The sequence below is a fragment of the Streptomyces sp. NBC_00388 genome (assembly GCF_036061255.1).
GTDB lineage: Bacteria > Actinomycetota > Actinomycetes > Streptomycetales > Streptomycetaceae > Streptomyces.
Genome location: NZ_CP107948.1, coordinates 5,034,291 through 5,054,761, shown reverse-complemented (window position 1 = coordinate 5,054,761; position 20,471 = coordinate 5,034,291). Strand labels below are relative to the sequence as shown.

Annotated in this window: 16 protein-coding genes; 12 read left to right on the top strand and 4 right to left on the bottom strand. The window is 70.8% G+C overall.

Translation table 11 applies throughout. The features are described 5' to 3' along the window. Positions 1–5 precede the first annotated feature (5 nt). The 5 genes from OG917_RS22650 to OG917_RS22630 all read left to right on the top strand — a co-directional run bounded on the left by OG917_RS22650 (position 6) and on the right by OG917_RS22630 (position 7,243). Entirely contained in the window at positions 6–1,043 is a 1,038-nt protein-coding gene (locus tag OG917_RS22650; RefSeq protein WP_328319439.1) for an ABC transporter ATP-binding protein, read from the top strand. A 26-nt stretch (positions 1,044–1,069) separates the two neighbouring features. Then, on the top strand, positions 1,070–2,089 hold the full coding sequence (locus OG917_RS22645) for an ABC transporter ATP-binding protein (protein ID WP_328319438.1): 1,020 nt from the start codon (positions 1,070–1,072) through the stop codon (positions 2,087–2,089). A gap of 443 nt (positions 2,090–2,532) precedes the next feature. Then, a complete protein-coding gene (locus OG917_RS22640) occupies positions 2,533–4,368 on the top strand; it encodes a M3 family metallopeptidase (RefSeq protein ID WP_328319437.1) in 1,836 nt (611 codons plus the stop codon). Positions 4,369–4,576: 208 nt separating this feature from the next. Then, positions 4,577–5,725: a ThiF family adenylyltransferase gene (locus OG917_RS22635; RefSeq protein ID WP_328319436.1), complete on the top strand. Its 1,149-nt coding sequence runs from the start codon at positions 4,577–4,579 to the stop codon at positions 5,723–5,725. Between the two features lie 252 nt (positions 5,726–5,977). Continuing rightward, positions 5,978–7,243: an MFS transporter gene (locus OG917_RS22630; RefSeq protein ID WP_328319435.1), complete on the top strand. Its 1,266-nt coding sequence runs from the start codon at positions 5,978–5,980 to the stop codon at positions 7,241–7,243. Here OG917_RS22630 and OG917_RS22625 read toward each other — a convergent pair. Continuing rightward, positions 7,141–7,668: a phosphotransferase-like protein gene (locus tag OG917_RS22625; RefSeq protein ID WP_328319434.1), complete on the bottom strand. Its 528-nt coding sequence runs from the start codon at positions 7,666–7,668 to the stop codon at positions 7,141–7,143. The genes OG917_RS22630 and OG917_RS22625 overlap by 103 nt on opposite strands. A gap of 28 nt (positions 7,669–7,696) precedes the next feature. Here OG917_RS22625 and OG917_RS22620 point away from each other — a divergent pair, with 28 nt between their 5' ends. After that, a complete protein-coding gene (locus OG917_RS22620) occupies positions 7,697–8,158 on the top strand; it encodes a GNAT family N-acetyltransferase (protein WP_328319433.1) in 462 nt (153 codons plus the stop codon). 69 nt (positions 8,159–8,227) lie between these two features. Next, positions 8,228–8,812, top strand: a complete 585-nt coding sequence (locus tag OG917_RS22615; protein WP_328319432.1) for a Uma2 family endonuclease — start codon at positions 8,228–8,230, stop codon at positions 8,810–8,812. A gap of 113 nt (positions 8,813–8,925) precedes the next feature. On the opposite strand, the gene typA is transcribed toward OG917_RS22615, so the two are convergent. Beyond that, positions 8,926–10,797: a translational GTPase TypA gene (gene typA / locus OG917_RS22610; RefSeq protein WP_328319431.1), complete on the bottom strand. Its 1,872-nt coding sequence runs from the start codon at positions 10,795–10,797 to the stop codon at positions 8,926–8,928. A gap of 337 nt (positions 10,798–11,134) precedes the next feature. Further along, on the bottom strand, positions 11,135–13,315 hold the full coding sequence (locus tag OG917_RS22605; protein WP_328319430.1) for an ABC transporter family substrate-binding protein: 2,181 nt from the start codon (positions 13,313–13,315) through the stop codon (positions 11,135–11,137). A gap of 319 nt (positions 13,316–13,634) precedes the next feature. Between OG917_RS22605 and OG917_RS22600 the strand changes: the two genes are divergently transcribed. Genes OG917_RS22600 through OG917_RS22585 form a run of 4 tightly spaced genes read left to right on the top strand, consistent with a single transcriptional unit; the run spans position 13,635 to position 17,577 of the window. After that, the gene (locus tag OG917_RS22600) at positions 13,635–13,949 is read left to right on the top strand and encodes a hypothetical protein (RefSeq protein ID WP_328319429.1); all 315 of its coding nucleotides are present in this window, start codon (positions 13,635–13,637) and stop codon (positions 13,947–13,949) included. Between the two features lie 18 nt (positions 13,950–13,967). After that, entirely contained in the window at positions 13,968–14,792 is an 825-nt protein-coding gene (locus tag OG917_RS22595; RefSeq protein WP_328319428.1) for a hypothetical protein, read from the top strand. Between the two features lie 14 nt (positions 14,793–14,806). Continuing rightward, positions 14,807–16,810, top strand: coding sequence for a fumarate reductase/succinate dehydrogenase flavoprotein subunit (locus tag OG917_RS22590; protein WP_328319427.1), 2,004 nt, complete (start codon positions 14,807–14,809; stop codon positions 16,808–16,810). Beyond that, positions 16,807–17,577: a succinate dehydrogenase/fumarate reductase iron-sulfur subunit gene (locus OG917_RS22585; protein WP_328319426.1), complete on the top strand. Its 771-nt coding sequence runs from the start codon at positions 16,807–16,809 to the stop codon at positions 17,575–17,577. The genes OG917_RS22590 and OG917_RS22585 overlap by 4 nt, the downstream gene beginning before the upstream one ends. 81 nt (positions 17,578–17,658) lie before the next feature. Here the strand turns inward: OG917_RS22585 and OG917_RS22580 are convergent, their stop codons facing one another. Continuing rightward, complete coding sequence (locus OG917_RS22580; RefSeq protein ID WP_328319425.1) at positions 17,659–18,681, bottom strand: hypothetical protein; 1,023 nt, start codon at positions 18,679–18,681, stop codon at positions 17,659–17,661. Between the two features lie 165 nt (positions 18,682–18,846). Here OG917_RS22580 and OG917_RS22575 point away from each other — a divergent pair, with 165 nt between their 5' ends. Further along, a complete protein-coding gene (locus OG917_RS22575; RefSeq protein ID WP_328319424.1) occupies positions 18,847–20,463 on the top strand; it encodes a TPM domain-containing protein in 1,617 nt (538 codons plus the stop codon). Positions 20,464–20,471 lie beyond the last annotated feature (8 nt).

Here is a 20,471-nt window from a genome sequence, read left to right as displayed (position 1 = left end):
TCCTCGTGACGAGCACCGATCAGCAGCCCTTCCTCTCTGTCAGGGACCTACAGGTCCACTTCTCGACCGAGGACGGCACAGTCAAGGCCGTCGACGGCCTCTCCTTCGACGTGGAGAAGGGCAAGACGCTCGGCATCGTCGGCGAGTCCGGCTCCGGCAAGTCCGTCACCAACCTGACGATCCTGGGCCTGCACGACCGGGACCGCACCCAGATCAACGGCGAGATCGTGCTCGACGGCAAGGAGCTGCTCGGCGCCAGTGAGCGGGAGCTGGAGCGACTGCGCGGCAACAAGATGGCGATGATCTTCCAGGACGCCCTGGCCTCGCTGTCGCCGTTCCACACCGTCGGCCGGCAGATCAGCGAGACCTACCGCAAGCACACGGGCGCCTCGAAGCAGGAGGCCCGCAAGCGCGCGATCGAGATGCTCACCCGGGTCGGCATCCCGCAGCCGGACCTGCGGGTCGACGACTACCCGCACCAGTTCTCCGGCGGTATGCGCCAGCGCGCGATGATCGCGATGGCGCTGGTCTGCGACCCCGAGCTGCTGATCGCTGACGAGCCGACGACCGCGCTGGACGTCACCGTCCAGGCGCAGATCATGGACCTCCTCAAGGACCTCCAGCAGGAGTTCGGCACGGCCATCGTCTTCATCACCCACGACCTCGGCGTGATCGCCGACATCGCGGACGACGTGCTCGTGATGTACGGCGGCCGCTGCGTGGAGCGGGGAACCAAGCGCCAGGTGCTCCGGGCGCCCCAGCACCCGTACACCTGGGGGCTGCTCGGCTCGATGCCGAGCCTGAAGGGTCCGGTCGACGTCCCGCTGATGCCGATCCCGGGCTCCCCGCCCAGCCTGCTCAACCCCCCGACGGGCTGCCGCTTCCACCCCCGGTGCACCTTCAAGGACCAGGTCGCGGGCGATGCCTGCTCCACAGACCGGCCGCCTCTCGAACTCGCCGCCGGGCGCGGTTCCGCCTGCCACCTCACCCCAGTCCAGAAGAAGGACATCTTCGCCGACCAGATCCAGCCCCGGCTGAGCTGACCGAGAGCCAAAGGGAAAGAACGCACATGACCACCGACACCCCCCTGCTCGAAGTCACCGGCCTGACGAAGTACTTCCCGGTGATGGGCGGGTTCCCGTTCAAGCGCAAGGTCGCGGATGTCCAGGCCGTCGACGGCCTCGACTTCGCCGTCAACCAGGGCGAGTCGCTCGGCCTGGTGGGCGAGTCCGGCTGCGGCAAGTCCACCACCGGACGTCTGATAACCCGGCTGATGGAGCCCACGGCCGGCAAGATCACGTACCAGGGCCAGGACATCACGCACGCCTCCCGCAAGGAACTGGCGCCGGTCCGCTCCGAGATCCAGATGATCTTCCAGGACCCGTACTCGTCGCTCAACCCCCGTCAGACCGTCGGCAAGATCGTCGGTGGCCCGATGGAGGTCAACAACATCAATCCCAAGGGTGGCCGGGAGCACCGCATCCGCGAGCTCCTGGAGATCGTGGGGCTCAACCCGGAGCACTACAACCGCTTCCCGCACGAGTTCTCCGGCGGCCAGCGCCAGCGCATCGGCGTCGCCCGCGCCCTCGCCCTGGAACCCAAGCTCATCGTCGCCGACGAGCCGGTCTCCGCCCTCGACGTCTCCATCCAGGCCCAGGTCGTCAACCTCCTGCAGAAGCTGCAGAAGGACATGGGGATCTCGTTCCTCTTCATCGCCCACGACCTGGCGATCGTCCGGCACTTCTCGCACCGCGTCGCCGTCATGTACCTCGGCAAGATCGTCGAGATAGCCGACCGCGAGACGCTGTACAGCGCTCCGCGCCACCCCTACACCCGGGCACTCCTCTCCGCCGTCCCGGAGGCCACAGTCCCCGACGAGGGCACGGAGAGGGAGGACAACCGCATCCGGCTGGTCGGTGACGTCCCGTCGCCGCTGAACCCGCCGAGCGGCTGCCGGTTCCGTACGCGCTGCTGGAAGGCCACCGAGAAGTGCGCCACCGACGAGCCGCCGCTCGTCCAGCTGACCGACAGCAAGCCGGGCCACCTCACGGCATGCCACTTCCCGGAGGAGTCCCCGGCCGCGGCCTGAACCGCTCGGCCCGGGGCAGCACCCGGACGCCCTCGCACGATCCCCATGACAGCGCCCCGCACCCTCGTGCGGGGCGCTGTCCCGTTCCCTGGCACCGCCGCTGCCCGGCCCGCCGCCGGCTCCCCCGCCCCACGCCCTGCGACCGCGCGGCGGTGCCGAGCGCTCCGGTGCGGGGCTACGTTCCGCAGCCGGATTACGGATATCAGGGATATTGTCCGGCCGAGTCGTGACACTCGGTGAGAGCGGAATCTGCGCCGCCATGACGGGTCCAAGCCTTTCCGAGGCAGGCACTTGACGCCCGAACAATGCCCTGCCTATTGTCCTCCTGCCGCCGGTTTAAATGTGAGACCGGTCGTGCGGAGATCCTTCAAGTCGCTCTCTTTGTTTTCTGTTCTCGGCAATCTGTTGACGGCCAGCACGGATGGGCTTTGAAAGGAGGATCGATGTCAACGCACGGCAGAAAGCATCTCACCCGGAATTTACCGGCTGATTCCCCCGCACCGCGCTGGGACGTCGCCTCCCTCTTCCCCGATCCGCAGTCCGCAGAAGTGCACGCGTCACTGGACGAGGCGCTCGGCGAAGCGGAGAAGATCGCGGCCGACCACACCGGCACCCTGGCCGGCCTGGACGCACGGTCCTTACAGACCGCCATCCAGCGGTACGAGCAGTGCATCGCACGGATCCAGGAAGCCTCCTGCTACGGCGAGCTCCTGCGGTCGGACGCCACACTGCGCCCCGGGGCCGTCGCGCTGCTGTCCCGTTGCGACCGGGCATGGGCCGGGCTGGCTTCGGCCCTCGCCTTCTTCGAAACAGAGCTGGGCACCCGGGGAGCCGGGCGGCCGGGTGAGCTGGGGCCCTACGCGAACTTCGTCGGCAAGGTACGGGCAGGAGCCACCGGGAACCTCCCTGACGTGCAGGAATCGATACTGGCGCGGCTGCTCCCGACGGGCGGAGGAGGCTGGGAACGGCTGTCCCAGCAGCTGCTGGGTGACATCTCCGTCGAACTGGACGGTGCTTCGCTCAGCATCGCCGAGACGGTCCCCCGCCTCTACGAGGACGACCGCGACGCCCGGAGGGCGACCCACGCCGCCATCGGATCCGCTCTCACCGGCCAGGCTGAGCTGCGCGCCTTCGCCCTGTCGATGACGGTGGCGGACAGCGAGGCCCGGGCCGCCGTCCGGGGCACCGACTGGCTGCGTGAGCGGCGCCTGTTCGACCAGGTGTCCGCCACCGAGCTCGACGGACTGCTCGCAGCGTCGGACGAATGCCTTCCGCTTATCCACTCCTATTACACGCTGAAGCAGGAAATCCTGGGAGTGGACGACTTCGCCGACTACGACAGGTACGCACCTCTCGCCCCAGCCGCACCAGAAATAACATGGGCGACAGCCGTACACCGGTCGATATCGGTGATGGAATCCATATCACCGGTGGCGGCCGAGCTCTCCCGCACTCTGTTCGACAGCGGCAGGATCGATGCGGAGCCCCGCCCCGGAAAAGCAAGGAGCGCATTCACCCAGGCCATTCCGGGGCAGCTCCCCTGCATTTCCATGAATTTCCGCGGAAAGCCCAGGGACGTACTGACGCTCGTCCACGAGACCGGGCACGCCGTCTATCTGCAACTGGCCGCGGACCAGCCCTACCTGGCAGCCACCCCGGCCCCCGTCATGGCCGAAACCTTCGCCCTGTTCTGCGAAGGGCTCGCCGTACGGCAGCTGCTGGCCGGCGCCGCGGACCCCGCGGTGCGCCTGCAGTGGCTGGGGCGGTGGCTGGAGGACCAGATGGTCGCGATCGGCCGGCAGGCGGCGCTGCACCGGTTCGAGGTGGCCCTGCACGACCGGGCGCGCGGTGGGGAGACCCTCGACGCGGAGTCCATCGGCGAGGTGTGGACGGAGGGGCAGCACCGGCTCTACGGTCCCGCTGTACGGCTGACGGACGGGTACCGCCTGTGGTGGAGCTATCTCGACTCGCTCTTCACCGCGCCCGGTTCGAACTACGCCTACGTGTACGGCCAGTTGTCCGCGCTCACCCTGCTGCGCCACTTCGAAGCCGATCCGCGGGGCACCGGCGCACGGCTGACGACGATGCTGCGGCTGGGCGACACCCGGAAGCCGGCGGAGCTGCTGACCCTGGCCACCGGTGACCCTGGCCGTACCTGGCACGACGCGGTCGAGCAGCTGAGGCTCTCGCTGGCCGAGCTGCGCGCGCTCACAGACTTCCGCTCCCCGCACCTCGCGGGCAGCGGGAAATCCACGCCCTTGGGGGGCCGAAGGAGGTGATCCCTATGTCCGTTGCCATGACGACCCGTAAGGCCAGCATCGCCGGCCAGGCGAACGAGGGCTGAGCCCTCACGTGAGAGGCACCTGACCTCTCGCTGTCTACGACTCCGCGGGTGGGCGCGCCAATCGCCCACCCGCGGAGGTCCCTTGGGGCGGCCCGGTCATCCGGCCCCCGCCCGCGCATCAGTATCGCGGAAGGAAGACGACGATGCCCCCCGCCGAGACACGCAGGCCCCAGCTCAAGCACACCTCGCCCACCTTCGGCTCGGGTGACACGGTCTTCATCGGCGGCTACGGCGAGGTGACCGAGATCGCCGACCCGACCGGAGCCATCCGCCGCCTGCTGGAGCTGCTGGACGGCACCCGGACCACCGGTGAGGTGCATCAGGCACTGAGCGCCGACTTCCCCGAAGTCACCCGCCAGGACGTCGAAGAGGCCGTGGTCCAGTTCGACGAGGCGCAGTTCCTGCTGGACGCGCAGCAGACATCGGACGGCGTCCTCGAAGCGCATGAACTGAAGCGCTGGGAACGCAACATCAACTTCTTCGGTTCGTTCGCCCGGATGGACGACAACAAGTACGAGCAGCAGCGCAAGCTCCGCGACTGCCGGGTCACCCTCCTCGGCCTGGGCGGCCTCGGTTCCCACATCCTGCTGGACATGGCCGCGATGGGGATCGGGCATGTGCGGGCCGTGGAGTTCGACCGGGTGGAACTGTCCAACCTCAACCGGCAGATCCTGTACCGGGAGGACGACATCGGGCAGCAGAAGCTGCACCTGGCGGTCGAGCGGGTGCAGCAGTTCAACCCGCACATCGATATCGAGGCGGTCGACCTGAAGATCGGCTCCGTCGACGACGTCCTGCGCGTACTGGACGGGGCGGACGTGGTCATCTCCGTCGCCGACCGGCCCAAGATGGAGATCGCGAACTGGGTGAACGAAGCCTGTGTGCGCGCCGGGGTGCCGCTGATCACCGGCGGCCTCGAAACCCAGCGAGCCGTGTACTACACCATGCTGCCCGGCCTGACCGGCTGCATCGAGTGCTGGCGGCGCCAGACCTTCGCGTCCGACGAGATCGCCGCCCAGCTGCTCGACGAGAAGCGGGAGCGGCAGATCGGAGGGGACAACGCGGCGTTCTGTCCCCTGGTCACGATGACCACCGGGTTCCTGATCGGCGAACTGACCAGGCTGGTCACGGGCATTGCCCCGCCGGTCGCGGCGGGGCGGCTGATGGAGCTGCGGTTCGCGGACTACGCCATGGGCGAGAGCGAGCGCTGGGAGCGGCAGAGCGACTGCCCGGTGTGCGGCACCGTGACCGCGGCCGGCGCACCGGTGGCCGGCCTGGCCGTGTCCGGCTGATCAGGACGCGGGCGGCCCTCCCCTGCCCCGCCACACGCGCCGCCCCGGCCGGGCGGCGCGCTGTTCCGGCCAACCTGGCGGTCCGGCCGGGCCCGGCGTCCGAACACCGCCTGCCGGTGCCCGGAAAAATATAGAGTGTCGCCGGGCCCTCGCCCCCAGCGACCGCAGGCGGGGCCCGGCCTCCCTGCCCAGACCTGGCTCGATCCCCTGCGCACCGGCGCCGATTCGTCACGGACTTCTGGAGAAGCGCCTGTGGGACGTCGTTACTACACCTTGCTGACTGCCTACATCACGTCCTCGCTGGGCAACTGGCTGTACCGGCTGGCGCTGCCTCTCCTGGTGCTCAAACTCACCGGCTCGGCGCTCAGTACGGGCGCGGTCTACGCGATCGAGTACATCCCCTTCCTGCTGCTGTCCCTGCCCGGCGGGGTGTTCGCCGATCGCTTCGACCGCCGCAGGATGCTCATCTTCGGTGACCTCACCGCGGCCGTCATCGCCACCGGACTCGCCCTGGTCGTCTCGGCAGGCAGCCACGCGCTGTGGCCCATCTACCTCACCGCGTTCCTGCTTGCCTGCGTGGAGCCGGTCTACCACCCGGCCTTCCAGAGCTTCCTGCCGGAGATCGTGCCGGCCGACCGGCTCGGGCCGGCCAACAGCTGGATGCAGTCCGGCGACAACATCATGAGCATGATCGGTCCCGCCGCCGCGGGCGGACTGGTGATGTTCCTCGGCTACGAGACCACCATCTACGTCAACGCCGCGACGTTCATCATCTCGGCCGCCGCCATCCTGCTGATCCGGCACACCGCGGCCGAGGGCGAGCGGCGGCCTCACCGGAAAGCCACCTTCGGCCAGGACATCCGGGTGGCCCTGAGTTACGTGTTCCGGCGCAACAAGGTACTCGCCGCCGGTTCGCTGATGTTCACCGGAACCAACTTCGCGATCTGGCTGATCCAGGCGAACTTCCTCTTCTACCTGACCACTTACCGCCACCTCGGCCCGCAGGTCATCGGGGTGGTGCTGGCGGCCCAGGGGGTCGGCGCGGTGCTCGGGGCCGCGGTCGCGGGCCGCCTGGTGCAGAAGTTCCCGCCCGGCCGGATCCTGATCACCACCACGGCCCTGGCCGGCCTGGCCACGCTGCTGCTGATCCCGCTGCGCAGCCCCTTCGCCATCGGGGTTGTCTGGGGCCTGCTGTACGCGCTGGGCTCCATCAACCCGGTGGCCTGGTTCACCCTGCGCCAGAAGATCGTTCCGCGGGAGCTGCTCGGCCGGGTGGTCGCCACCACCCGCATGCTGGCCTTCGCCTCCATCCCGGTCTCCGCCCTCCTGGCGGGCGCCCTGGAGTCCGCGTTCCACAACATGTATCTGATCATCGCCGTCGGCGCGGTGCTCCGGCTGGTCATCGCCGGCGTCGCCTACCTCTCCCCGCTGCGCACCCCGGTCGAGGGCGTGATCGAAGCCGACGACGCGGCCCCCCGGTCGGCAGCGGGGGCGGCGGGCGCGGAGCAGGCCTCCTGAGGAGCGCAGTGGCATGACGGGTCAGGGACGGACGGCCTCCGCCGCCACGTGTGCGGCGCGTCCGGGGGCGTCAGCCGGCTCTGGCTGAACACGTGGTCCACCCCGATGTTGCCGCCTCGGGCCGCCATGCCCGCCGCGGCCCGGTGGAAGCCCCGGCAGGTGCTGTCGATGACGTCCTGGAACTGGTGCGGCAGGATCTCCCGCTTCGAGCGCATCGCGTGGAGGGCGTCCGCCGGGAGGTGGAAGTACCGGTCGTCCGGAATGCGCAGCGGCTCGGCCGCGATGCTCGACTTGCCCGAACTGGACCTGCCGTTCGGGAAGATGACCGTTCCGCCCGGTGGCCGACCGGGGTACGCGGGGCCGCGGCCCGCGGTGGATCGGGTGCCGGGAACCATGCGCTCGGCCAGCAGGGCTGGCTCCGGCACCGCAAGACAGATGTGTTTCGATGCTGCGATGACTGCTCACGTACGCCTCCGCCGGGACTCCGACCTGGATGCCTGCGTCCGGATCCTCGCCGATGTGCACGCCGGGGACGCCTATCCCCTCCACTGGCCCGCCGACCCCGCCGCCTGGCTCACGCCGGACGGCCTGCTCGGTGCCTGGGTGGCCGAACTCGACGGCGCGGTGGCCGGACACGCCGTGCTGTCCCCGGGTGAGCGGGAGGGCACCTGCGAGGTGAACCGGCTGTACGTGTCCCCGGCTGTGCGCGGCCACCGCATCGGTGAACTGCTGCTGGGCCGTGTCACCGGTGCGGCGAGGGAATCGGGGCTGCGCCCGCTCCTGGACGTGGTCACCACCAACGCGGCGGCGGTCGCGCTCTACGAGCGGCTGGGCTGGATACGGACGGCCACCTTGCACGCGTACTGGACCCCGGACCCGGCGGTGATGATGCACCAGTACCGGGGGCCTGCCTGACGCGGGACCCGGCCGGAGCGGCGCCCGGAGCCGCAGATGCCAGGACACCGCTCTCGCTACCCTTCGCGTATGGACTACGCGAAGATGCGCGCGATCGCCGAGGACCTCACTGCCTACGCCGAGCACCTTGAGGGATCCTGGAATGTCGAGATCGGTCCCAGCGGGCCGTTTCTCGCCATGATGAGCCCCTCGAAGCGCCACGAGGGGACGGTGCACCGCATCCGGAACCAGCTCAATCAGCAGCTCCCCGCCACTCGTCCCGGCTACGTCTGCGCCAACGGCCCGGAGATCGAGCACCCCGAGATCGGCCGCATGCGGCGCCCCGACGCCCTCGTCATCCCCGAGGAGGCGCTCGACGAACCTGGCCTCGCCGTCGACGCCACCCAGGTCCTGGCCGTCGTCGAGATCGTCTCCCCCTCGAACCCGGAGAACGACTACGGCGAGAAGCTCGCCGAGTACCCGGCCATGGGGATCGGGCTCTACATGATCGTCGACCCTCGCACCGGAACCATCGAGGTCCACTCCGAGCCGTGCAAGGACCGCTACCGGCAGAAGGCCCCGTACATCTTCGGCGACACGGTGGCGCTCGGCCCCTGGACCGTCGAGACCGGCGGTTTCCTCCGGTACGGGAAGCCCGGTGACCAGGTGCGCTGAGGGGCTGCACGGCGTCGCGCGAGACCGGGGTGAACGAACGCCCGGCCCCCCACCACAGTCGTGGTGGGGGGCCGGGCGGGGTCCGGGGCCCGGAGCGGTCCCGGGGCGGGGCGTCAGCGCTTGGCGCGCGAGGCGCTGCGGCCGCGCTCCTTCTGGTCCAGGACGACCTTGCGGATACGCACGGTCTCCGGGGTCACCTCGATGCACTCGTCGTCGCGGCAGAACTCCAGCGACTGCTCCAGCGACAGCTTCCTGGCCGGCACCACGTTCTCCGTGGTGTCCGCGGAGGCCGCACGCATGTTGGTGAGCTTCTTCTCCTTGGTGATGTTCACGTCCATGTCGTCGGCGCGCGAGTTCTCACCGATGATCATGCCCTCGTAGACCTCCGTGGTGGCCTCCGTGAAGATGACACCGCGCTCCTGGAGGTTGACCATCGCGAACGGCGTCACGACGCCCGCGCGGTCCGCGACGAGCGAACCGTTGTGGCGGGTCCGCAGGTCACCGAACCACGGCTCGTGGCCCTCGAAGATCGAGTGTGCGATGCCGGTGCCACGGGTCTGCGTGAGGAACTCCGTACGGAAGCCGATCAGCCCGCGGGACGGGACGATCCACTCCATGCGGACCCAGCCCGAACCGTGGTTCGTCATCGTCTCCATACGGCCCTTGCGGGTCGCCATCAGCTGGGTGATGGCGCCGAGGTGCTCCTCGGGCGAGTCGATCGTCATACGCTCGATCGGCTCGTGCGTCTTGCCGTCGATCTGCTTGGTGACGACCTCGGGCTTGCCGACGGTCAGCTCGAAGCCCTCGCGGCGCATCTGCTCGACGAGGATGGCGAGCGCCAGCTCACCACGGCCCTGGACCTCCCAGGCGTCGGGGCGCTCGGTGTCCAGGACGCGGAGCGAGACGTTACCGACCAGCTCGCGGTCCAGACGGTCCTTGATCTGCCGGGCGGTGACCTTGTGGCCCTTGCCGCCCTTGCCGACCAGCGGCGAGGTGTTCGCACCGATAGTCATCGAGATGGCCGGCTCGTCGACCGTGATCAGCGGCAGCGCGATCGGGTTCTCGGGGTCGGCCAGGGTCTCGCCGATCATGATGTCCGGGATACCGGCGATGGCGCAGATGTCGCCGGGGCCTGCCTTCTCGGCGGGCTTGCGGGTGAGCGCCTCGGTCATCAGCAGCTCGGTGATGCGGACGTTGGACATCGTGCCGTCGCGCTTGATCCACGCGACGGTCTGGCCCTTGCGCAGCTCGCCCTGCTCGACACGGCAGAGCGCGATACGGCCGAGGAAGTTGTCCGCGTCGAGGTTGGTGACGTGCGCCTGGAGCGGGGCGTCCTCGTCGTACTCCGGCGCCGGGACGCTGGAGAGGATCGTGGAGAAGAACGGCTCCAGGTTGTCGCTGTCCTGCGGGACGGTGCCGTCCGCGGGCTTGGTCAGCGAGGCGACGCCGTCACGGGCGCACGCGTAGACGATCGGGAACTCGATCTGGTCCTCGTCGGCGTCCAGGTCGAGGAAGAGGTCGTACGTCTCGTTGACGATCTCGTCGATCCGGGAGTCCGGGCGGTCCGTCTTGTTCACGCAGAGGATGACCGGCAGCTTGGCGTCCAGGGCCTTGCGGAGCACGAAGCGGGTCTGGGGCAGCGGCCCCTCGGAGGCGTCGACGAGGAGAACGACCGCGTCCACCATCGAGAGACCGCGCTCGACCTCACCGCCGAAGTCGGCGTGGCCGGGGGTGTCGATGATGTTGATCGTGATGACGTCGCCGCCATCCTTGGGGTGGTACTTCACGGCCGTGTTCTTGGCCAGGATCGTGATGCCCTTCTCACGCTCCAGGTCGTTCGAGTCCATCATGCGGTCGTCGAGGTGCTCGGCGGCGTGCGCGGCGAAGGCGCCGGCCTGCTTGAGCATGGCGTCGACCAGGGTGGTCTTGCCGTGGTCGACGTGGGCGACGATGGCTACGTTACGGATGTCGTGGCGCGTGGGCATGGGTGGCTTGCGCTTCTCTCAGCTCGTGGGATGCGGCGTCTGTCCTGGTACGCCCGCCGGGCGGACGCGCCACGGCCAGTCCCATGGTACGGGGCCTGCGCACCCGGGGCTTCCCGGGCGACGGTTACCGGCGCCCGGCCCTTGCCTGCCAAGGGTTCTGCGGGGGCGGCCCGGGGCCTGCCTGCGGCCGGCGGCGCGAGAAACCAGCTTGCCCGCCGACAGGGCCGGCGGGCAAGTGAGGGATCGGGCCGCGCCCGGGGTCAGGCCCCGGGGGCACGGCTGCGACCTGCGGTTCTGCGCTGGTACCGCGGAGCTGAGGAATCGTCCCGAAAGCTGCTCAGGACCTCTTGGCGGACTTCAGGAAGCCGATGTCCTGGTAGACGGGGGCCGCGAAACCGAAGGCCCCGGCGTTCGCGACGCCGCGCTTGGCAGCGACGAGTTCGGGGCGCTGATACAGCGGAATCGATCCTGCGGTGGCCCAGATATGGGCGTCGGCCTGCTTCACCAGGTCCCGTGCGGTCTTCTCGTTCAGCTCGCCGGACGCGCGGTCGAAGAGCTGGTCGATGCGCTCGGTGCCGACCCGGGTGTAGTTCTGGTCGACCATGAGCGAGCCGTCGGACGCGACGCCCGGCTTGGCGTAGATCGGCCGGGCGTCGGTGGCCGGGTAGGCGGTGGCAGGCCAGGAGTAGACGGCCAGGTCGTAGTCGCCGGAGGCGATGTGGTCCTTGAAGTACCCGGCGCTGTCGACCTTGCTGATCACCGTGCGGATCCCCACCGCGTCCAGCTCCTGGGTGATCTTGGTGCCGACGCTGTTGATCACTTCCGAGCCCGGGCCCGATGGCAGCACGAAGCGCAGGGTCAGCGCCTTGCCGTTCTTGCCCAGCGCGGCGGCGGGTGCGGCGGCAGCGGGAGCCGCGGTGCCCCGGGGGGCGTATGCCCCGGCGACCTGGTGCTTCTCCTCGCCGGACGCGGCGCCGGACTTCGAGTCGTCCTGGGAGGCCGCGGACGACCCCGTGGCGCTGGGCCGTGCCGACCCGCCGGGCTGCGCGGATTCCTGGGGCCTGCCCGACGCGCCCGGCCTGCCGGACTCCGACGGGGAGCCCGATGCCTCGGGCTTGCTCCCCGCCTTGGTGCCCTGGCCGGTCTCGCGGGCGCCCTGGGCCGTCCAGCCCGCGTCGGCGAGCAGCGCCTGGGCCTGGTGCGGGTCGTGGCCGCCGATGGCGCCGCTGCCGTCCGCGTAGTCCTCCTGGCCCGCCAGCGCGAGATGGCTCCCGGGCGGCAGGGCGGGCAGCCCGAGCGGCTTCAGGACGTCGGACGCGATCTCCTTGCGGTCCAGGGCCCTGGCGACCGCCCGGCGCACCCGCTCGTCGGCGAGCGGGCCCGAGCTGCCGTTCATGGCCAGCTGGGTGAAGGCGGGCTCCAGGGACTTGCGGACCACGTAACGGTGCAGGCCCGCCTGCTGCCGTGCGTACTCAGCGCGGTCCTTGCGGGTCTGCTCGGCGGCCCGGCTGGCGTTCTCCTGTGCCTCGGGTCCGTCCGCGCCGTGCGCCGCCGCCCAGTTCAGCAGGGCGTCGGCGGGCTGGACCTCGCTGCCGGGGCCATGGGTCAGCGGCTGCCCGTTGCTCCCGTCCTTGCCGGCGAGCGTGATCCGCCCGGCGGCCGGTCCGTCGATGTCGGCCAGGTCGAGGGAGCCGGCGGTCAGCGCCGCGGTGCGCTCCTCGGCCGGTACGGCGGTCAGGACGAGCGAGTCGAGCTTGGCCTGCCGGCCCCACCAGTGCGGGTTGCGGACCAGCTTGACCTGCTTGGCGTCCGCGTCCACGCTCTTGATGCTGAACGGCCCCGCCGTCGCCGCGAGCGTCTTGCGCGCCCCGTCGTTGAAGGTGTCCGGAGTGCTCATGACCTCCTTCGGGTACAGCGGGGTGAAGAGTGAACGCCAGTCCGCGTAGGGCTTGTTGAAGGTGACCTGTACCTCCAGGTCGTCCTTCCCCTTCTCGATCTTCTCGATCCGGTCGTACCCGGCGTTGCGTGCGGTCCAGAACCCCGAGTCCCTGCCGCTGAGCGCCCGCCACTGGGCCACGAAGTCGGGCGCGCCGATCTCCCGGCCGTTGCTCCAGACCGCCTTCTGGTTGATCCGGTAGCGGACCACCTGCTTCGGCTCCTGCTTGATGACCTTGGCCGACTCCAGGTAGTCGGCGTTGAGCTTCGGCCGCCCCGAGCGGTCGAGCGTGAACAGCGCGGGCAGCACGGCGCCCGCGACCCGTGAGGTGGACGCGTCGGCGTCGGCCTGGAAGGTGTTCAGGGTGGCGGGCATCGCGTCGACCGCCCAGCGCAGGGTGCCGCCGTCGGCGATCCGGGACCGCGACGCCGTCGCGATGTCGGGGGCCGCCGTCTTCGCGCTGCTGCTGTGGTCGTCACTCGAACCGCACCCGGCCAGCACGGGCAGCGCGAGAACACCGGTGGCGAGGAGCGCGACGCTGCGACGCTTCGCTCTCCCGTGTGGGACGCCGACGTGGGACATGGCTGATACCTCCGGGGCCGACCCTGCCCACCCCAGCGGGGAATGAGCCGAATCTTCAGGTTTGGTGGCATTTCATGTTGATCACACCTATGACCCCTTCACTGAAGGGGAGGCCCCGCCCCGTCCGCGGGAGACACGGCGGAGCGCCTCCCGAACCCCACCCGTGCGGCGCAACGGGGGCACCCAGGGGAGTGCGCTGCCGGGCCGCGCCCCCGGCCCGGGCGGATTCGCCCGTATCCCTTCACAAGTGCGATGTGACGCGCGACACTCTCCGACGCGCGATCGTTTGCCGTCCGCACCGGCGGAAGTGAGGCACGTCATGCCCCTGCAAGACGATGTGATGGCCGCTCAGCGCTGTCTCGACGAGCTGGACCGCTCGCTGGGCCTGCTGGAACAGCGGCTCGGCAGCCGACTGGAGATCCGCCGGGTCCGCACGGACGCGGGCCACCTGCGCGAGAGCCTCGCCCTGCTGCGTGAGGCCGTACCGGCCGCGTACTCCGCGGCAGGCCCTGATCTGGTCAGCATCTCCGACGCCCCGTACGACACCGCGCTCTGGTCCTCCGCCGCGTCCTCCGCGGCCGACGACTACGTGGACGACGAAGGGATCGGCGCCCGCGACCGGCACGCCCCCTGATCCAGGATGGAGACCCCGTTGGCAACAGGCACGGAACCCCGGCCCCGTCCCGGCACGGGCGTGCACCATCCCTCGCGTGCCGCCATCGCCGCCCGCCACCTGCGGACCGACCGCTGGTGGCTCTCCCCGGCGGCGACCGCAGCCGGACTGCTCGCCTTCGTCGCGTACTCGACCTGGCGGGCCTTCGCGAACACCGACTACTACACGGCGCCCTACGTCTCGCCCTTCTACTCCCCCTGCCTGGCCGAGAAGTGCGTACCCATGCGGCACGGGCCGAACTGGGAGCTCTTCGGAAGCTGGTGGGGCATCTCCCCCGCCGTCCTGATCCTGGTCTTCCCGCTGGGCTTCCGGCTGACCTGCTACTACTACCGCAAGGCGTACTACCGGGGCTTCTGGGCGTCCCCGCCGGCCTGCGCGGTCGCGGAACCGCACCGGACGTACAGCGGCGAGACCCGCTTCCCGCTGATCATGCAGAACATCCACCGGTACTTCTTCTACGCGGCCGTGGTCATCGCCGGGATCCTGACGTACGACACGGTGCTGACCTTCCGCGACGAGCGGTACCACTGGGGCCACATGGGCCTCGGCTCGGTGGTCTTCCTGGTCAACACCGCGCTGATCTGGGCGTACACCGCCTCCTGTCACTCCTGCCGGCACATCGTGGGCGGCCGGCTGAAGCACTTCTCCCGGCACCCTGTGCGGTACCGGATCTGGGGCTGGGTCAGTGCGCTGAACGCCCGTCACATGCAGCTCGCCTGGGCTTCGCTGGTCAGCATCGCGGTCGCCGACTTCTACGTCTGGCTGGTCGCTTCCGGTGTCTTCGACGATCCGAGGTTCTTCTAGATGAGGTTTTCCGGATGACGACTCAGCTCGACCGGCAGCAGTGGGACGTCGTGATCGTGGGAGCGGGCGGCGCCGGGCTGCGTGCCGCGATCGCCGCCCGGGAACAGGGCGCCAGGACCGCTGTGATCTGCAAGTCGCTCTTCGGCAAGGCGCACACGGTCATGGCCGAGGGCGGGATCGCGGCCTCCATGGGCAATGTGAACACGGGCGACAACTGGCAGGTGCACTTCCGCGACACCCTGCGCGGCGGCAAGTTCCTCAACCAGTGGCGGATGGCCGAACTGCACGCCCAGGAGGCGCCCGACCGGGTCTGGGAGCTGGAGACCTGGGGCGCCCTCTTCGACCGCACGCCCGAGGGGAAGATCTCCCAGCGCAACTTCGGCGGCCACGAGTACCCGCGCCTCGCCCATGTCGGCGACCGGACGGGCCTGGAACTGATCCGCACCCTCCAGCAGAAGATCGTCTCGCTCCAGCAGGAGGACGAACGCGAGTGCGGCGACCCCGAGGCGCGGTTGAAGGTCTTCCAGGAGTGCACGGTCACCCGGATCCTCACCTCGGCGCCGGACGGCGGCTCCACGGCCGCGACCGACGGGGGCCCCGCCGCGGGAAACCGGGTCGCCGGCGCCTTCTGCTACCAGCGCGAGTCCGGCCGGTTCTTCGTCCTGGAGGCTCCCAGCGTGGTCCTCGCCACCGGAGGCATCGGCAAGTCCTTCAAGGTCACCTCGAACTCCTGGGAGTACACGGGCGACGGCCACGCCCTGGCGCTGCTCGCGGGCGCGCCCCTGCTGAACATGGAGTTCGTGCAGTTCCACCCGACCGGGATGATCTGGCCGCCCTCGGTGAAGGGGCTCCTGGTCACCGAGTCGGTGCGCGGCGACGGCGGGGTGCTGCGCAACAGCGAGGGCAGGCGGTTCATGTTCGACTACATCCCGGATGTCTTCAAGGAGAAGTACGCGGAGTCGGAGGAGGAGGGCGACCGCTGGTACGAGGACCCGGACAGCAACCGCCGTCCGCCCGAGCTGCTGCCGCGCGACGAGGTGGCCCGGGCCATCAACGCGGAGGTCAAGGCGGGCCGTGGATCGCCGCACGGCGGGGTCTACCTCGACGTGTCGACGCGGATGCCCGCCGAGGTCATCAAGCGCCGGCTGCCCTCCATGTACCACCAGTTCAGGGAGCTCGCGGACGTCGACATCACCGCGGAGGCGATGGAGGTCGGCCCGACCTGCCACTACGTGATGGGCGGGATCGCGGTCGACTCGGAGACCGCGGCGGCCACCGGGGTGCCCGGGCTCTACGCGGCCGGCGAGGTCGCGGGCGGGATGCACGGATCCAACAGGCTGGGCGGCAACTCCCTCTCCGACCTGCTGGTCTTCGGCCGCCGCGCCGGGCTCCACGCGGCGCGGCACTCGGCGTCGCTCCCCGTACGGCCGCAGATCGACGACGCCCGGATCGACGCGGCGGCGGCCGAGGCGCTGCGGCCCTTCAGCGCCGAGAGCCCCGGAGCCGGGGACGGGGACGGGGACGGGCAGCAGGCGGCGGAGAACCCGTACACCCTCCACCAGGAGCTCCAGCAGACCATGAACGACCTGGTCGGCATCATCCGCCGCGAGGGGGAGATGGAGCAGGCCCTGGAGAAGCTCGCGGCGCTGCGGGTACGGGCCCGGCGGGCCGGGGTCGAGGGGCACCGGCAGTTCAACCCGGGCTGGCACCTCGCGCTCGACCTGCGGAACATGCTGCTGGTCAGCGAGTGTGTCGCCCGCGCCGCGCTGGAGCGTACCGAGAGCCGGGGCGGGCACACCCGCGAGGACTGGCCCGCCATGGACCGCGCCTGGCGCGGGATCAATCTGCTGTGCCGGCTGGCCGGCCCCACCGCGGGCGATCCGTCCGCCGCGGAGCCGGACACGGGCCGGATCTCGCTCGTCCGCAAGCAGACCGTGCCGATCCGTCAGGACCTGCTCGCCCTCTTCGAGCGGGAAGAGCTGGTCAAGTACCTCGCCGATGAGGAGTTGGACGAGTGAGTTCGTACGAAGCACGCTTCAGGGTCTGGCGCGGGGACGCGGACGGCGGCGAGCTGCGCGACTTCACCGTCGGGGTGAACGACGGCGAAGTGGTCCTCGACATCATCCACCGCATCCAGGCGACCCAGGCATCCGATCTGGCGGTGCGCTGGAACTGCAAGGCGGGCAAGTGCGGTTCGTGCAGCGCCGAGGTCAACGGCCGGCCCCGGCTCATGTGCATGACGCGGATGTCCGTCTTCGCGCGGACGGACACGGTCACGGTGACTCCGCTGCGGGCCTTCCCCGTCGTCCGGGACCTGGTGACCGACGTGTCCTTCAACTACGCGAAGGCCCGCGAGGTGCCCGCCTTCGTACCGCCGGAGGGGGTGGAACCGGGCGAGTACCGGATGCAGCAGGTGGACGTGGAACGCTCGCAGGAGTTCCGCAAGTGCATCGAGTGCTTCCTCTGCCAGGACACCTGCCATGTGGTGCGCGACCACGAGGAGAACAAGGCGGCCTTCGCGGGTCCGCGCTTCCTGATGCGGGTCGCGGAACTGGACATGCATCCGCTGGACGCCGCCGCCGAGGCAGGACTCGACCGGAAGCGGACCGCACAGGAGGAGCACGGCCTGGGCTACTGCAACATCACCAAGTGCTGCACGGACGTCTGCCCGGAGGGCATCAAGATCACCGACAACGCCCTGATCCCCCTGAAGGAGCGGGCCGTGGACCGGAAGTACGACCCGCTGGTCTGGCTGGGCAGCCGGATAGGCCGCCGCCGGGCGTAGCCGGGGCCGCCCCGGCCGGGAGCCGGCGGTCCTGACGCCGGCGGCTCCCGCCTTCCCCGTGGCGGCAGGGGCCCGGCCCGCTCAGGTCCGGCCCGGGCTCCAGCCCTTGCGATACGCCGTCCAGTCCGACTCCGTCGCGGCGAAATCGACGTACAGGGCGACGCCGAAGTGCTCCCGGCCCCGGTCCTGCCGGCCGAGCCCGAGCCGGACCCCGCGCACGGCCGCGGCGACCGTCTCTGCGGACGCGATGTGGCCGGGCTTCGTCTCGTGGTAGAAGGGCAGCCCCATCAGCAAGTCGGTCGATTCCGGCGTGACTTCGAGGGCGAGCGTGGTCTGCTCGGCGACATAGCCGCCGTACAGGCTCTGGAGCGGAAGCCCGGTGTCGTAGGACATCACGGCGATCTGGTCCACCTCGCGGGCGACCTCACCGAAGAACTTCTGCGACCAGTACTTGGGGTGCCCGCTCAGCGCGCCGGCGACGCTGTGCGCGGCGGGCAGCGGGTCTATCTGGTGGGAGGCCACGGACAGCAGGACGCCACGGTCCCTGGTGAGTTCGCGCAGGCTGCCGAGGAGCGCCAGATAGTCGCGGTCGCCCGAGTGCAGCGGCTCCAGGTCGAAGTGCGTCCCTTCGAACCCCGCGTCGATGACTCCGCGCGCGGAGGTGACGATCGCGTCTCGGGTCGCGGCGCGGGTGAGGTCGAGGCCCTCCGGGGTCTCGGTGTCCAGCTGGTCGCCGAGCCAGGCCTGGACGCGTACGCCGGGCAGCGCGCGGTGCACGGAGTCGATGAGCCACTTCGCCCCGGCGTAGCGGGCGTGCGGCAGTGTGCCGTCGTGTTCGAGCGGCCCCGCGTGCACATAGAGGTCCCGCAGACCGGTCCCCCGCAGCCGGGCCGCGAGTGCGGCCACATCGGCGTCCTTCTTCCGGCCGTCGACCCAGGCGTGGCCGAGCCAGATGGCGTCACGGCCACGGGTGCGGGTGCCGTCCCGGTAGTCGCCGGCGTAGTCGGCACGCAGGACGATGCCCGCGGTCAGCGCGGGCACGAGGAGGAGCACGGCCACACCGAGCGCGGCCCGCTTCAGCCAGGTGCGCAGCGGTCCTCGCACGTCCCCGCCGTGCGGTGCGACCCGGGCCCGCCGGCCGGCCACCGCGCGCCGTATGCGGATACTCCAGCGTCTTACCTGCACGTATGCCCCCCACGAGCTCGTCCGGTAGGCCCCACAGCGTAGCTGCGGTCGCGGGGTGCCCGGGGCGGTCATACGCTCCCCCATGTGACGCCGCACGAGCCATCCGCACGGCCGCACACCGCCGTCCTCGCCGCTCTCGCCGCCGTGCTCTGCACGGTGTGCCTGCTGGTGAGCCCGGTGCCGGCCGCGCGCGCGGCCGGGCAGGCGGGCGCGCTCGAAGCTCCGGGCCAGGACGGCAGAAAAGTCGACATGGGCAACGGCGCACTGCTGGTGCCGCTCGCGCTGGTGGTCGTGGTCGGCGGCCTGGCGATCTACGCGTACACCCGCAGAAGGCGTCGCGCCGAGACCAGGACCACCCCCGCGGCCGGCGCGCAGCAGCAGGGCTGGAGCGGCCCGGTCACCGAGGGGGTCCCGTCGGCGCGGCTCACCGCGGAGGCCGGGAAGCTGCTCGCCCGGACGGATGACGCGCTCCTGACGAGTGCCGAGGAACTCGGTATCGCCACGGCCCGGTTCGGGGAGGAGGCGGTGCAGCCGTTCACGGCGGCTCTGGCGTATGCCAGGAGTGAGCTGGCCACGGCGTTCCGGCTCCGCCAGCGGCTCGACGACGCCTCCCCCCTCGACGGTTCGCGCCCCGAGGAGGAGGGGGCAGGGCGGCAGATGCTGGAGGAGATCGTCGCGCGGTGCACGGAGGCCGGGCGGCGCCTCGACGAGGAGTCGGACGGCTTCGACCGGCTGCGCGATCTGGAGCGGACCGCCCCCCAGGAGCTGGCGGCTGCGGAGACGGCCTTCCGGGTGGCCGCGGGGCGCACCGGAGCCGCCGAGTCCACGCTCGCGGTCCTGCGGGAGCGGTATGCGCCTTCGGCGTCCGCCGCGGTATCAGGCAACGTCGAGCAGGCCAAGGACCGGCTGCTCTTCGCGACCGACGGTCTGAACCGGGCCAGGCAGGCGGCGGACGCCGGGGAGAACTCCCTGGCCGCGGTGCACGTACGGGCCGCGGAGAGCGCCGTCGGGCAGGCGGCCGTCCTGCTCGACGCGGTCGACCGGCGGGCCCGCGAGGTCGCCGAGGCCGAGGTGCGACTGACCGGTGCGCTCACCGGGACCGAGGCGGATCTGGCGGAGGCCCGCGGGCTGCCGGGCGCCACCGCCGCCGGGGCCGGCCTCCAGGGCCGGATCGCGCACGCGGAGACGGTGACGGCCGGCGTACGTCAGGAGCAGCGGACGGGCCCGTACGACCCGGTCGACGCGCTGCGCCGGGTAGGCGAGGCGGACGCGCCCCTGGACAGGGCGCCGGCGGGCGGCGCGCCAGGGGCGGGCCCCCGCAGGGCCGCCGAACTCCTCGAAGCGGCCACCCTGACGGCGCGCTCCACGACCGGGGCGGCCGCCGACTACATCACGACCCACCGCGGCGCGGTCGGCAGCCGGGCCCGCACCCGGCTGGCGGAGGCCCAGCGTCACCTGGAGCGGTCCGGCGCCCTGGCCGGCAGCGAGGCCCGGCGCGCCCTGGCCGCGGCCCAGCAGGCCGACTCGCTGGCCGGGCAGGCCCAGTACCTCGCCGAACAGGACGTACGCGGCTACGGGAAGCAGCGCGCAGGGGAGCCCGCGAGCGGCGCGGTCCTCGGCGGGATCCTCATCGGCGCCGGAGGCGCGCCTGCCCGTTTCGGCGGCGGCGCCACCCGCGGGCGGATGGGCGGCGCCCGCTGAGCCCGCGC

Coding starts and splice junctions, on each gene's coding strand:
- OG917_RS22645 (WP_328319438.1), top strand. CDS start 1,070: ATGACCACCGACACCCCCCTGCTCGAAGTCACCGGCCTGACGAAGTAC.
- OG917_RS22640 (WP_328319437.1), top strand. CDS start 2,533: ATGTCAACGCACGGCAGAAAGCATCTCACCCGGAATTTACCGGCTGAT.
- OG917_RS22635 (WP_328319436.1), top strand. CDS start 4,577: ATGCCCCCCGCCGAGACACGCAGGCCCCAGCTCAAGCACACCTCGCCC.
- OG917_RS22620 (WP_328319433.1), top strand. CDS start 7,697: ATGACTGCTCACGTACGCCTCCGCCGGGACTCCGACCTGGATGCCTGC.
- OG917_RS22615 (WP_328319432.1), top strand. CDS start 8,228: ATGGACTACGCGAAGATGCGCGCGATCGCCGAGGACCTCACTGCCTAC.
- typA (WP_328319431.1), bottom strand. CDS start 10,797: ATGCCCACGCGCCACGACATCCGTAACGTAGCCATCGTCGCCCACGTC.
- OG917_RS22605 (WP_328319430.1), bottom strand. CDS start 13,315: ATGTCCCACGTCGGCGTCCCACACGGGAGAGCGAAGCGTCGCAGCGTC.
- OG917_RS22600 (WP_328319429.1), top strand. CDS start 13,635: ATGCCCCTGCAAGACGATGTGATGGCCGCTCAGCGCTGTCTCGACGAG.
- OG917_RS22590 (WP_328319427.1), top strand. CDS start 14,807: ATGACGACTCAGCTCGACCGGCAGCAGTGGGACGTCGTGATCGTGGGA.